The 12935-nt window shown below is 73.9% G+C and carries 12 protein-coding genes; 10 read left to right on the top strand and 2 right to left on the bottom strand.

The features are described 5' to 3' along the window. The first annotated feature begins 157 nt into the window (after positions 1-157). The 9 genes from GA0070214_RS29935 (at position 158) to GA0070214_RS29975 (ending at position 10659) form a co-directional block, all read left to right on the top strand. A complete protein-coding gene (locus GA0070214_RS29935; protein ID WP_091269882.1) occupies positions 158-598 on the top strand; it encodes a hypothetical protein in 441 nt (146 codons plus the stop codon). Positions 599-611: 13 nt separating this feature from the next. Then, positions 612-2081 carry a hypothetical protein gene (locus GA0070214_RS29940; protein WP_091269883.1) on the top strand — a complete coding sequence of 490 codons (1470 nt, stop codon included), beginning with the start codon at positions 612-614 and terminating at the stop codon, positions 2079-2081. 10 nt (positions 2082-2091) lie between these two features. Beyond that, on the top strand, positions 2092-3465 hold the full coding sequence (gene mycP, locus GA0070214_RS29945; RefSeq protein ID WP_091269884.1) for a type VII secretion-associated serine protease mycosin: 1374 nt from the start codon (positions 2092-2094) through the stop codon (positions 3463-3465). Between the two features lie 244 nt (positions 3466-3709). Continuing rightward, the gene (locus GA0070214_RS29950; protein ID WP_091269960.1) at positions 3710-4429 is read left to right on the top strand and encodes a TIGR03936 family radical SAM-associated protein; all 720 of its coding nucleotides are present in this window, start codon (positions 3710-3712) and stop codon (positions 4427-4429) included. A gap of 131 nt (positions 4430-4560) precedes the next feature. Next, positions 4561-7596 carry an Rne/Rng family ribonuclease gene (locus GA0070214_RS29955; protein ID WP_091269885.1) on the top strand — a complete coding sequence of 1012 codons (3036 nt, stop codon included), beginning with the start codon at positions 4561-4563 and terminating at the stop codon, positions 7594-7596. Positions 7597-8005: 409 nt separating this feature from the next. After that, entirely contained in the window at positions 8006-8320 is a 315-nt protein-coding gene (gene rplU / locus GA0070214_RS29960; RefSeq protein WP_018787289.1) for a 50S ribosomal protein L21, read from the top strand. An 11-nt stretch (positions 8321-8331) separates the two neighbouring features. Next, a complete protein-coding gene (gene rpmA, locus GA0070214_RS29965; RefSeq protein ID WP_013288010.1) occupies positions 8332-8586 on the top strand; it encodes a 50S ribosomal protein L27 in 255 nt (84 codons plus the stop codon). A gap of 89 nt (positions 8587-8675) precedes the next feature. After that, positions 8676-10139, top strand: coding sequence for a GTPase ObgE (obgE, locus tag GA0070214_RS29970; RefSeq protein WP_091269886.1), 1464 nt, complete (start codon positions 8676-8678; stop codon positions 10137-10139). Between the two features lie 70 nt (positions 10140-10209). Further along, complete coding sequence (locus tag GA0070214_RS29975) at positions 10210-10659, top strand: GNAT family N-acetyltransferase (RefSeq protein ID WP_091269887.1); 450 nt, start codon at positions 10210-10212, stop codon at positions 10657-10659. Between the two features lie 9 nt (positions 10660-10668). On the opposite strand, the gene GA0070214_RS29980 is transcribed toward GA0070214_RS29975, so the two are convergent. Both GA0070214_RS29980 and GA0070214_RS29985 read right to left on the bottom strand, forming a co-directional pair. After that, on the bottom strand, positions 10669-11328 hold the full coding sequence (locus GA0070214_RS29980) for a DUF6766 family protein (RefSeq protein ID WP_091269888.1): 660 nt from the start codon (positions 11326-11328) through the stop codon (positions 10669-10671). A gap of 124 nt (positions 11329-11452) precedes the next feature. After that, entirely contained in the window at positions 11453-11935 is a 483-nt protein-coding gene (locus GA0070214_RS29985; RefSeq protein ID WP_091269889.1) for a DUF4383 domain-containing protein, read from the bottom strand. A 202-nt stretch (positions 11936-12137) separates the two neighbouring features. Between GA0070214_RS29985 and GA0070214_RS29990 the strand changes: the two genes are divergently transcribed. Further along, positions 12138-12920 (top strand): hypothetical protein, encoded by a 783-nt coding sequence (locus GA0070214_RS29990; protein WP_091269890.1) that lies wholly within the window; start codon positions 12138-12140, stop codon positions 12918-12920. Positions 12921-12935: the final 15 nt, after the last annotated feature.

Raw genomic sequence — 12935 nt, forward strand, 5'->3', positions numbered from 1 at the left:
CGGAATCCCCACGGGGGTTCCGCGCTCCGTCACATTCCGGGACCTCGCGCCCGTCGATGTCCCGTCACGCGGGGTGGGGGTGCCCCGACTGGCGGTCTCTCGATACGCTGCGTCCGTATTGGACCGGCCGTGTGCCGGCAGCGGGGAGGGCAGCAGCATGGGTGACATCAGGCCGCCGGACACCGGCGATCTGCACGTCAGCGTCGAGGACCTGGACGCCGCGGCGGACTACGTCGAGCGCCTCAAGCAGTATGTCGACGACACCATCAGCTACGAGATGGAACGCATCAAGGAGCGGATGAAGGGCGACAGCAACAACGCGCAGACGGTGCCCAACGGCACGCCGTTCGGCGCGTACGAGGACGCGCGCATGCAGTGGCAGGCGCTGACGAGGTCGACGGCGAACATGGAGGCCCACCTCAAGGCGCTCTCCACCAAGCTCGCCACCCTCAAGCAGGGCACCGAGGACATCGCCAAGGCGTTCCGCGACACCGAGGCCCGCAACGCGGCCAACGGCAAGGAGATCGAGCGGATGCTGGAGTCCGCCGCCCCGCCGCCGGCGACGGGCGAGCAGCCCACCTACCCGTACACGGCCTGAGGGGGAGAAGGTCATGGCTGGAGGAACCTGGGAGCGGTGCGTCCGCGAGGTGACGCTGTCGGCGGACCCGGAGACGGTCGGCTCGGTCGGGGTGGGGTGGAGCAACCTCTCCACCGGCCTGGGCTACCTGCGCGACGCGCTCGTCGGGCGGTCCTTCGTCGGCCCGATCGCGCCCGGCCAGGAACGCCCGCACAGCGGCGGCCTGCCCGGCCTGCTCAGCGGCTGGAAGGGCAGCGGCGGTGACGCGTACCGCGAGCACCTGGGCGACATCGGCAAGGAGATCGAGGACCTCATCACCCACGCCAGCAACGTCAGCGGTGCGCTGTCGCGGATCGAGGGTGACATCCGCAAGTCGGTGGCGAGCATCCCGATCCCGCTCATGGACGACTTCGGCTGGAACGAGTGGAGCCTGCCCAACGGCACCGAGCTCGACGACGCGCGCGACGGCGAGAGCTCCTCGGGCTTCCTGGCCGCGCTGCGCAAGGACTACCAGAGCAACCCGGCCTCGTACGCCGACGGCGCGTTCCGTGACAAGGCCGACGACCTCGAGGCGACCATGAAGGTCGACGGCAACGCCGACGACAACAAGCGCGGCGGCTGGTGGGACACGAAGTCCCACCTGGACAACTGGTACCGGGACAACCAGCAGGCGGCCAACTCGGCCATGTCGCCGCTGCCCGCCGCCGTGGAGACCGAGCGCCCCAAGCTGGTCGTACCGACCCCGAGGGGCAGCATCGACGACTACCGACCCGACGACCGCAAGCCGCCGTCCGGCCTGCCGGGCGGCGGTGGCGGCGGCGTCGGCGCCGGGGGTGCGGGCGGCGGCTACGGTGGCGGCGCGCCGGGCCTCGGCAGCACCGGCGTCGGTGGCGGTGGGGGCTCCTTCTCGGGCGGTGGCGGATCGCTGACCCCCCCGCCCACCACCGGCGGCCCCGACTTCGGCGGCGGGAGCGGCGGCGGCGCCGGCACCTACACCCCGCCGTCGACCGGCGCCGGCTACCCGGGTGTCGGCACCGGCGACCACGACTACGGCAGCGGCCTCGCCGGCGCCGGCGGGCCGAGCGGCATGGGCGGTGGCTACGGCGGCACCGGCGGTCTCGGTGGCGGCTCCGCGGGGCTCGGCGGCGCGGGTGGCGGCTTCGGGGGCGGCGGCGCCGGTCTCGGCTCGGCCGGCGGCATCGGTGGCGGCGGTGTGGGCGCGGCCGGCGGGATCGGCATGGGCGGCATCCCCGGCATGGTCGGTGGCGGCAACGGCAAGGTGCCGCCGATGACCAGCGCGGCGAGCGCGCTGCGCAACGCGGCCGGCGCCGGTGCGGGCGCGGGCGGCCTGCGCGGCGGCGCCGGCATGATGGGCGGCGGCATGATGGGCGGGCACGGCGGCGCCGGGCACGGCGGCGCCGGCAGCGAGCACTCGTCGTGGTTGACTGAGGACGACGATCCGTGGGGCAGCGGTGACGCCGCGTCCCCGGGCATCCTGCGCTGAGGACGGACGGATGAGGTTGCACGTGGGCGCGCTGCGCCCGGTCGCGGCCGGCCTGGTGGCCGGGCTCATGGTGCTGGGGGCCGCCCAACCGGCGGCGGCCGCGCCGCGGCGGGCCGAGCAGTGGTACCTGGACGAGCTGCGGATCGACCAGGTGCACGAGCTGTCCACCGGGCGCGGCGTGACCGTCGCCGTGGTGGACAGCGGTGTCGACGCCACCCACCCGGAACTGACCGGCCAGGTGCTTCCGGGCGGCCGCAGCTACGGCGCCCCCGGGGACGGACGCTCCGACGTGGAGGGTCACGGCACCCACATGGCCGGCATCATCGCGGCGAAGAACGCCGGCTCGGACGGGGTGACCGGCATCGCGCCCGGCGCGCGGATCCTGCCGATCAAGACGAAGCCGGGCGATGGGGACACCAGCGAGGCGGCGTCGGCCCAGGGCATCCGGATGGCCGTCGACGGCGGCGCCAAGGTGATCAACCTGTCCTACGGCAGCATGGGCGTGGCGTCCGCCGACGAGGAGGCGGCGATCCGGTACGCCCTCGACCGCGACGTGGTCGTGGTGGCCGGCGCCGGCAACACCGCCAAGGGTCACAGCGAGGTGATCAGCCCGGCCAACGTCCCCGGGGTGATCGCGGTGACCGGCACCACCCGGGGCGGGCGCTTCTGGTCCGGCTCGACCCAGGGGCCCGAGGCCGTGGTGGCCGCGCCGGCCGACAGCATCTACAACGCCGGCCGGGACCATGGCTACGGCTGGGGTGACGGCACCTCCGACGCGACCGCCATCGTCTCCGGCATCGCGGCGCTGATCCGGTCGAAATACCCGGACCTGTCCGCGCCCAACGTGATCAACCGGATCATCCGCACGGCCCGGGACGCCGGCCCGCCCGGCCGCGACCCGCAGTTCGGCTTCGGCCGGATCGACCCGGTGGCGGCGCTGACCGCCAGGGTGCCGGCGGTCTCCACGAACCCGCTGCTGGAGGCGGCCCCGCCCAGCGCGGCCCCGCCGCAGGCGGGCGAGGACGACGACTTCGACGTGACGAAGTACGGCGACCGGGGCGGCCCCTCCGACCAGCAGGTCATGGTCATCGGCATCGGCATCGCCGTGGTGCTGCTGGTGCTGGTGGCGCTGGTGGTCTTCCTGATCTGGAACCGGCGCCGCTACCGGCGGGAGGCGGCCCGGGCGGCCGCCGTGCCGGACCACCTGCTCGACCAGGGCGCCGGGGGTGGCTACGGCACCCCACCGGTCCCGGCCGGCTACCACGCCCCGCCGGGCGCGCCGGGCGGCCCGGTCCCGCCGGGCGCGAGTCCCTACGCCCCGCCGCCCGGCCACGTTCCGCCGCCGCCGGGGACGTACCCGCCACCGGGCGGCAACCGGTCCTGAACCGTCGTGGCCGGCCGGGCGACCTGTGCGTCGCCGGCCGGCCACCGTCGTCTCCGGGTGGGGCGGACATCCCTCGCCGACCGGTTCCGACCGGTTCGTACGGCCGTTTCCGCCGCCCCGGCTGCGGGCCGTGCCGGCCGCTGCGCCAGGATGGGACCGACACGACGGCACAGCCGAGGAGCTCACGATCGCCAGAAAGCCTCAACCCGAGGGCGGCCAGGCGCCGGTCGTCCAGCGGGTCCGGATCCGGTACGCCAAGCGTGGACCGCTGCGGTTCACCTCGCACCGGGACTTCGCCCGGGCCTTCGAGCGCGCGCTGCGCCGGGCCGGCGTACCGATCGCCTTCTCCCAGGGTTTCACCCCGCACCCGAAGATCTCGTACGCCTCCGCCGCGCCGACCGGTGTGGCCAGCGAGGCCGAGTACCTGGAGATCGGCCTGCGCGAGCCGGTCGACCCGGCGCAGCTGCGGGCGGCCCTGGACGCCGCCCTGTCGCCCGGGCTGGACGTGCTGGACGCCGTGGAGGCCACCGGCGGCAGCCTGGCCGACCGGATCGAGGCCTCCCGCTGGCGGATCGAGCTGCCCGAGGTCGACCCGGCCGTGCTGGAGCGCGCCGTGAGCGCGTTCACCGCCGCCGAGGAGATCCAGGTCGAGCGGATGACCAAGCAGGGGCGGCGCACGTTCGACGCCCGCGCCGCCGTCATGGCGATCGATGCGCTGCCGCCGTCCGAGACGCCTTCCGGGGCGACGGCCGTACCGTGTGCGATACTCGAACTGGTCGTGCGGCAGGTCACCCCCTCCGTACGACCCGATGACGTCCTTTCCGGCCTCCGCGTGGTGGCCGACCTGGAGCCGCCGGTCTCCCCGAGGGTGATCCGGCTGGCGCAGGGCACGCTGACCGCGCAGGGCGAGATCGTCGATCCGTTGGACGCGGATCGCGACGGGGCAGCCATCGGAGAGCGCTGACCGACGGTCAGCGTTCTGGCAGGCAGACTTCGGCGGTCGCGCACCTGCGCGCCCGGCGGAAACACCTTTTGCGGCGACCCTGCGTGGCAGCGCTCACCCGCGCCCGGGGCAGCCAGAACTGGAGAACGTCCATGCTCGAGAACGAGCCCGAGGGCGGCGAACGGACCGGCGCGGAGCCGGCCGAGGCAACCGCCACCAGCAGCACCGACAGCACCGCCGAGGTCAAGCCGCCGGCCCGCAAGCGGGCCAGCCGGCGCAAGGCTGCCCCGCTGAACCAGCCGGAGCAGACCGACGCGCCGGCCGAGGCGTCGACCGCGGCGACCGGGAGCGGTGAGTCGCCGCAGGCCGAGGTGTTCGCCCCGATCGCCGGGGAGTTGGAGGCCGCGCCGAAGACCCGGCGGCGGCGCAAGGCGACCCCCGCCAAGGCGGTCGAGGAGCCGGTGGCCGCGGCCGGCGTGGAGGCTGCCTCGGACGAGGTGGTGCCGCCGGTCAAGGTGACCCGCACCCGCCGCCGCAAGAGCACCCCGCCGGTCGAGGCCGCCGCGGGGGAGGCGCCCGTCGAGGCCGCCGGCCCGGCGGTCGAGCCCCACGCGGTCGCCGAGCCGCAGGCCGACACCGAGCCGCCCGCCGCTCCCGAGCCGCCCGCCGCCCCGGAGTCCCCGGCCTCCGCCGAGGGTGCGCCGGAGGACGAGGACGAGGACGCGGTCGGCGAGGACGCCGAGGACGAGCCGACCCCCGACGACCGGCGCGCCGACGAGTCCGTCCTGGCCCGGGCCGGGGGTCCGGAGGACCGTACCGGTGAGGTGTCGCCCGGCGCCGCGGTCCCGGGTCCCGCCGAGGAGCCGGCCGAGGAGCCTGCGCCGACCGGCCGGCGGCGCCGCGCGGCGCTCTCCGCGCCCACCGTCCTGTTCATGCCCCCGCAGCCCGAGGAGGCCCCGGTCGTCCGGGTCACCTACCCGGTCGCCGAGGAGCCGGTCGAGGAGCCGGCGGAGACCGGCCGGCGCCGCCGCCGCGGCCGCCGCGAGGTCGAGCCGGTGGAGGTCGAGGCCGAGGAGGAGCCGACCGCCGAGGCCGAGGAGGTCGCCGAGGCGGAGGAGGACGAGGACGAGGCGGCCAACCGCCGTCGTCGTCGTCGGGGCCGCCGGGGCCGGGGCCGCGGCCGGGGCGTCGAGGAGGCCGAGGACGAGGAGGCCGAGGAGGCCGTCCGGGCCGAGTCCGCCGAGGCCGAGGCCGAGGAGAGCGAGGACGAGGAGGAGGCCGAGGGCGAGGGGATGACCCGTCGCCGCCGTCGGCGCCGCCGCCGTGGCGCGGGCGAGGCGGAGACCGCCGCCGAGGACGGCGTCCCGACCGTCGTCAAGATCCGCGAGCCGCGCAAGGCCGTCGACGAGGTGCAGGGCGTCTCCGGCTCGACCCGGCTGGAGGCCAAGCGGCAGCGTCGCCGGGACGGCCGCGAGCAGCGGCGTACCCGCCCGCCGATCCTCAGCGAGTCGGAGTTCCTGGCCCGCCGGGAGGCGGTCGACCGGGTGATGGCCGTCCGCCAGCGGGGCGACCGCACCCAGATCGCGGTCCTCGAGGACGGCGTGCTGGTCGAGCACTACGTGACCCGAAACTCGTCCGGCACCATGGCCGGCAACGTCTACCTGGGCAAGGTGCAGAACGTCCTGCCCAGCATGGAGGCGGCCTTCGTCGACATCGGGCGCGGCCGCAACGCCGTGCTCTACGCCGGTGAGGTCAACTGGGACACCACCGGCCTGGAGGGCCGGGCCCGCTCGATCGAGCAGGCCCTCCGGTCCGGCGACTCGGTGCTGGTGCAGGTCACCAAGGACCCGATCGGGCACAAGGGCGCCCGGCTGACCAGCCACATCGCGCTCTCCGGCCGGCACCTGGTCTACGTGCCGAACGGCAACGCCTCCGGCATCAGCCGCAAGCTGCCGGACACCGAGCGCAAGCGGCTGCGGGACATCCTCAAGAAGCTGGTGCCGGACGGCGCCGGCGTGATCGTCCGGACGGCCGCCGAGGGCGCCAGCGAGGACGAGCTGGCCCGGGACGTCAAGCGGCTCCAGGCGCAGTGGGAGGAGATCCAGGCCAAGGCGGCCGAGGGTGGCGCCCCGGTGCTGCTCTACGAGGAGCCCGACCTGGTCATCCGGGTGGTCCGGGACCTGTTCAACGAGGACTTCCGCGAGCTGGTCATCGAGGGGGAGTCGGCGTACGACCTGGTCGAGTCCTACCTGTCGCACGTCTCGCCGGACCTGGTGGCCCGGCTGCGCCGGCACGCCGGCACCACCGACGTCTTCGCCGAGTACCGGATCGACGAGCAGATCCTGAAGGGGCTGGACCGGAAGGTGTTCCTGCCCTCCGGCGGCTCGCTGGTGATCGACCGCACCGAGGCGATGACCGTCATCGACGTCAACACCGGCAAGTACACCGGCTCCGGGGGCAACCTGGAGGAAACGGTCACCCGGAACAACCTGGAGGCGGCCGAGGAGATCGTGCGCCAGCTCCGGCTGCGCGACCTCGGCGGCATCGTGGTGATCGACTTCATCGACATGGTGCTGGAGTCGAACCGGGAGCTGGTGCTGCGCCGGCTCACCGAGTGCCTCGGCCGGGACCGCACCAAGCACCAGGTCACCGAGATCACCTCGCTCGGCCTGGTGCAGATGACCCGCAAGCGGATCGGTGCGGGCCTGCTGGAGGCGTTCAGCGAGACCTGTGAGTGCTGCAAGGGCCGGGGCGTCATCATCCACACCGAGCCGGTGCCGGAGAAGCCGCGCGGCGGCGCGGGGGAGAAGGTCAAGGCCGTGGCCTCGGCCGTCACCAGCCCCGCCACCGAGGAGAAGGGCCGGCGCCGGGGCCGCAAGGGCGCGGCGGAGAAGCCCGCCGCCGAGGCTGCGGAGCAGCCCTCCCCGGCCGCGCCGGAGAAGGCCGTCGTCGAGGTGGTCGACAGCACGGACGACTACTACGACACCCAGGGCTACGACCTGTCCCGGTACGAGGCGGACACGGCGGCCGCCCCGGCGGTGGCGGACAGCCAGCAGGGCGACTCGGCCCGGCTGGCCGCCGCGGACGACCCGGACGCCATCGGTGACGGGGACGAGGAGGGCGCCGAGGGTGGCACCGCCCGCCGGCGTTCCCGGCGCGGCGGCGCCCGGCGGCGTACCCGGCCGTGAGCCGCTGACCTGCACGGCGTTCTGGCAGGGCCCCTGCACCGGCAACAGAGTCCGGGGCAGGGGCCCTGCCGTCTCCGTCCCAGCGCCCACGGCAGCCACACCGGCCCCGATCGTCACCAGGGACCGGCGTCTGCGCGCGTGCCAGGCAGGCCGGCTCCGCCGCCGTGCAGACGTACGTGTTCAAGCCGGCCGAGATGCTGCGCGCCACCGGCCGCGGCCTGACCGGCGGCCCGGTTTGGGTGGCGGGCCGGGTATGGCGTACGCTTGCCTGCGGCGCACTTTGGTGTGCCGAGTTCCCGCGTGCCCGCGCCGCCGGTGTCACGGCTCCCGGCGAGACGCCGTGGGAACGACCTACCGGTGACGGTGGGTGAAGACGCCAGCAGCCTCAACGACAGGGAGTCCGCCTCCGATGTACGCGATCGTCAAGACCGGCGGCAAGCAGTACAAGGTCGCCGAGGGCGACGTGATCGAGGTCGAGAAGCTCGCCGGTGCCCCCGGCGACGCGGTGAAGCTCACCGCGGTGCTCCTCGTCGACGGTGACGACCTGGTGACCGACGCGGCGAAGCTTGCCAAGGTCGCGGTGTCCGGCGAGATCGCCGCGCACACCAAGGGCCCGAAGATCCGGATCCACAAGTTCAAGAACAAGACCGGCTACCACAAGCGCCAGGGTCACCGCCAGCCGCTGACCCAGGTCAAGGTGACCGGCATCTCCAGCGGGAAGTAGGTCGTCCTCCAATGGCTCACAAAAAGGGTGCGTCCAGCTCGCGTAACGGTCGCGACTCCGCGGCCCAGCGGCTCGGCGTGAAGCGCTTCGGTGGTCAGGTCGTCAGCGCGGGTGAGATCCTCATCCGTCAGCGTGGCACCAAGTTCCACCCCGGTGACCTGGTCGGCCGTGGCGGCGACGATACGCTGTTCGCGCTGGCCGCCGGCTCGGTCCAGTTCGGCACCAAGCGCGGTCGCAAGACCGTCAGCATCGTGCCGCAGCAGTAATTCGCAGGCGTTGCGGGCCGTGGACCTCGGGTCCCGGCCCGCTTCGCTTTTTCAGATGCGGGGCGTTGTCTCGCTGGAAGGATTGCGTCGTGACGACGTTCGTTGACCGGGTCGTCCTGCACATGCAGGCCGGCGACGGCGGGCACGGCTGTGTCTCCATCCACCGGGAGAAGTTCAAGCCCTTCGGCGGCCCCGACGGCGGCAACGGCGGGCACGGCGGCAGCGTCTCGCTGGTCGTCGACCCGCAGGTGACCACCCTGCTCGACTTCCACTTCCGGCCGCACATGAAGGCCGAGAACGGCAAGGGCGGTGCCGGCTCGAACCGGGACGGGGCCAACGGCCGCGACCTGGTCATCAAGGTGCCGAACGGCACCGTGGTGCAGACCCTCGACGGCGAGGTGCTGGCCGACCTGGTCGGTGTGGGCACCACCTTCGAGGCGGCCCGGGGCGGCCGCGGCGGCCGGGGCAACGCCTCGCTGGCCAACGCCCGGCGCAAGGCCCCCGGCTTCGCCGAGCTGGGCGAGCCCGGCGACCGGCTCGACGTGGTGCTGGAGCTGAAGAGCGTCGCCGACGTCGGCCTGGTGGGCTTCCCGTCGGCGGGCAAGTCCTCGCTGATCTCGGTGATCTCCGCGGCCAAGCCGAAGATCGCCGACTACCCGTTCACCACCCTCGTGCCCAACCTGGGCGTCGTCCGGGTGGACAACCACACCTTCACGGTCGCCGACGTGCCGGGGCTCATCCCGGGCGCGGCCACCGGCAAGGGTCTGGGCCTGGAGTTCCTCCGCCACGTCGAGCGGTGCGCCGTGCTGGTGCACGTGGTCGACACGGCGACGCTGGAGCCGGGCCGCGACCCGCTCGCCGACATCGACGCCATCGAGTCCGAGCTGACCCAGTACGGCGGTCTGGCCGAGCGCCCCCGCCTCGTGGCGCTCAACAAGATCGACGTGCCGGACGGGCGGGACCTCGCCGACATCGTCCGGCCCGACCTGGAGGCCCGCGGCTTCCGGGTGTTCGACGTCTCCACCGCCACCCGCGAGGGGCTGCGGGAGCTGACGTACGCGATGGCCGAGCTGGTCGACCAGTCCCGCCGCGCCGCGCCGCCGGCCGAGCCGACGCGGATCGTGCTCCGCCCGAAGGCGGTCGACGACACCGGCTTCACCATCGAGGCCGAGGAGGACGGCTCCTTCACCGTCCGGGGCAACCGCCCGGAGCGCTGGGTCAAGCAGACGAACTTCGACAACGACGAGGCCGTGGGCTACCTGGCCGACCGGCTGGCCCGCCTCGGCGTGGAGGAGAAGCTGGCCAAGGCCGGCGCGCAGGCGGGCGACCTGGTCCGGATCGGCGAGCGGGAGTTCGACTGGCAGCCGACCCTCTACGCCGGGGTCGACTTCGTCCCCGGCAACCGGGGCACCGACGTCCGGCTGGAGGACAAGTCGACCCGGGCCTCCGCCGCGGAGCGGCTGGCCGCCCGCAAGGCGCGCCGGGTGCGCCCGGAGGACGAGCTGGAGGCCGGCGCCCCGCAGGACGACGCCGACGACGAGGACTGGGACTAGTTCCGCTCCGTCCGTGTTCGGGACGTTGGCCGGAAACCTCCGTGAAATCCGGTCGACCTACCGTGACGGGATGCTGATCGAATCCCGTCCCGCCACCGATCCCGAGATCGCCGCCCTGGTCGCCGCCCAGCAGCGCGAGCTGCGCGAGGCCGACGGCGGCCTGGACGGGCAGGCCACGGTCACCCACGACGACATCCGCTACCTGGCGGTGGTCGAGGGTGGCCGGGCGGTCGCCTGCGGCGGCCTCCAGGCGCTCGACGCCGACACCGGCGAGCTGAAGCGGATGTACGTCCGCCCGGCGTACCGGGGGCGGGGGATCGCCCGGCAGCTCCTGGCCGCCCTGGAGGAGCTGGCCTTCCGGCAGGGGCACACCACCGTGTGCCTGGAGACCGGCACCTACCTCCCGGCCGCCGTCGGTCTCTACCGGTCCTGCGGCTACCAACCGATCCCGGTGTACGGCGAGTACGTCGACAACCCGTACAGCGTCTGCTTCGCCAAGCGGCTGCCGGTCGCCGCCTGACGCCGATCCCTACGCGCCGGTCTCGGCGTGGGCCGCGGTGACCGGCTTGGACTCGGGGCTGGCGTGCTGGCGCAGCACGATGCTGAGCAGGATGAGCACGCCCACGGCGAGGAACTCGCTCTGCCAGTTCTGCATCGACTGGAACCAGAAGTCGCTGGTGCCGAGGAACTGCCAGGCGCTGATCGGGGCGGCCCCGCTCTGCAGCGCCTGCTCCTCGTTGTAGGCGGCCACGCCGCCGAACAGGTGCCCCAGGAACGAGCCCGCGAAGATCATGAACAGCGCGATGGAGAGGCTGTTGCGGTAGACCACCAGCGGCAGGCCGCCGGCCCGTACCGGCCAGGGGGAGTCCGGCGTCGCGCGCCGCGGGTCGTCCTCGGGCCGGTCCGTCTGGCCCTCCGGCTTCGACTCGGCCGAGCCCCTCTGCACCAGGTACGCGGTGAGCAGCACGTAGCCACCCATCTGGAGGAACTCCGACTCCCAGTTCTCGAAGACCGCCTCCGCGAAGTGCCCGGTGCCCAGGTACGCCCACCAGCTCAGCGGTGCGGCGCCGTTCTCGGCCAGCTCCTCGTTGTGCACGTGCCAGCCGAACACGCTCTGTAACACCAGGAAGATCGCGAACGCGCCGAGCATGGCAACCGTGAGCGCGTTGTCCCGCAACCACCGTGGCATCGCCGGACCTCCTCGTCCCACCGGGGTCACTCCCCGTGGTGGTCCTGGTGCCCCGGGCCGTGCGCGGGCAAACGTGGGCCCGGTGTGTCGCGGCCGACGCCGCCCGAACGGGTGACGGTGCTGGTCAGGGCCGGTCGAGGGGGGTGTCCGGCCGCCCGCCGGTGCCCACCTCGTTGTTGAGCAGCAGACCCAGCGCCAGCATGCCGAAGCCGAGAAAGAGGTGCAGCCAGTTGTCGGCGTCGTTGAACGGCACGAAGTTCGCGGCCGTCTCCCGGTCGATGCCGAAGCCGTACAGCCAGAGGCCCAGGTAGGCGGCGCCGCCGCCGGCCAGGAACAGCCGCGCCCCGGCGACCCGGCGGGCCAGCACGAGGCCGACCAGGCCGAAGAGCAGGTGCAGCAGGTTGTGCAGGATCGACACCTGGAACAGGCCGATCAGCTTGGCCTCGGAGTGGTGGCCGGCGAACTCCAGGTCGCCGTAGTGGATGGTGAAGCCGGGGACGAAGCCGAGCACACCGATCAGCACGAAGACGGCGGCCACCGCGAGGGCGACCTTCTGGATCAGCGGCCGGGACCGGGCCACGGCGCGTCCGCGCACGTCACGTGCCATCGCTGTCACCTCCGTGGTGCTCACCGCCGCCCGGAGCGGGCAGACCCTCCATTGTGTGACCGGCGCGGGGCGCCGCCGCAGAGAAATGACGAATCAGGCATGGACCCGGCAACCGGGGGTAGGGATTCCGACACGCCGGCAGCAACGCCGGTGTGATCCCCCCGAGCACAACCGCTACGAGTTCCCGAGCGGAAGGGACGTCATGACTTACGATCTCTCATCCTCGTCCGGCACGTACGAGTCGACCAACGGCGGCGGGGTCCGTGACCAGGCCCGCCAGGTCGGCAACGAGGCCGCCAACGCGGGCGGCGCGGTCGCGCAGACCGCCAAGGAACAGGGCCAGGAGGTGGTGGGCGAGGCCAAGCGCCAGGCCCGCAACCTCTACGGCGAGGCCCGGAACCAGGTCACCGCCCAGACCAGCCAGCAGCAGCAGCGCGCGGCGAGCGGGCTGCGCTCGCTGGCCGACGAGATGCGCTCGATGGCGCAGAACGGCGGCGGCGCGGGCCCGGTCACCGAACTGGCCCACCAGGCCGCCGACCGGGTGCACGGCGTGGCCGGCTGGCTGGAGCAGCGCGAGCCGGGCGACCTCCTCAACGAGGTGAAGAACTACGCGCGCCGCAATCCGGGCACCTTCCTGGTCGGCGCCGCCCTGCTGGGCGTGGTGGCCGGCCGGCTGACCCGGAACATCGCGGCCGTCGGCGACGGCAACGACGTGCAGCCGTCGTACGACCCGGACCGGACCGCGGTCATCCCGACCTCGCGGGCGGTGCCGGAGCAGGTGCCGCCGGGCGGCTACCTCGACCCGACCCCCGGCACGTACGCCGAGCCGGACCCGGGCTACTCCGCGCCGGGCGCGACCTACCCGGGCGGTGGCGCCCCGAACACCTGGGCCGACCCGGAGGGTGGCACCGGCCAGCCGCTGCCCCCGCCGAGCCGGACCGACCCGCTGCCGGGCGTGCCGTCGAGCGGCGTCAACCGTCCGTGAACGGCCTGACCGGCA

Source organism: Micromonospora chaiyaphumensis (assembly GCF_900091435.1).
GTDB lineage: Bacteria > Actinomycetota > Actinomycetes > Mycobacteriales > Micromonosporaceae > Micromonospora > Micromonospora chaiyaphumensis.

Bases quoted from the DNA above. Each gene is read 5' to 3' on its own strand.
- GA0070214_RS29935 (WP_091269882.1), top strand. From the start codon at position 158: ATGGGTGACATCAGGCCGCCGGACACCGGCGATCTGCACGTCAGCGTC.
- GA0070214_RS29940 (WP_091269883.1), top strand. From the start codon at position 612: ATGGCTGGAGGAACCTGGGAGCGGTGCGTCCGCGAGGTGACGCTGTCG.
- mycP (WP_091269884.1), top strand. From the start codon at position 2,092: ATGAGGTTGCACGTGGGCGCGCTGCGCCCGGTCGCGGCCGGCCTGGTG.
- GA0070214_RS29955 (WP_091269885.1), top strand. From the start codon at position 4,561: ATGCTCGAGAACGAGCCCGAGGGCGGCGAACGGACCGGCGCGGAGCCG.
- rplU (WP_018787289.1), top strand. From the start codon at position 8,006: ATGTACGCGATCGTCAAGACCGGCGGCAAGCAGTACAAGGTCGCCGAG.
- rpmA (WP_013288010.1), top strand. From the start codon at position 8,332: ATGGCTCACAAAAAGGGTGCGTCCAGCTCGCGTAACGGTCGCGACTCC.
- GA0070214_RS29975 (WP_091269887.1), top strand. From the start codon at position 10,210: ATGCTGATCGAATCCCGTCCCGCCACCGATCCCGAGATCGCCGCCCTG.
- GA0070214_RS29980 (WP_091269888.1), bottom strand. From the start codon at position 11,328: ATGCCACGGTGGTTGCGGGACAACGCGCTCACGGTTGCCATGCTCGGC.
- GA0070214_RS29985 (WP_091269889.1), bottom strand. From the start codon at position 11,935: ATGGCACGTGACGTGCGCGGACGCGCCGTGGCCCGGTCCCGGCCGCTG.
- GA0070214_RS29990 (WP_091269890.1), top strand. From the start codon at position 12,138: ATGACTTACGATCTCTCATCCTCGTCCGGCACGTACGAGTCGACCAAC.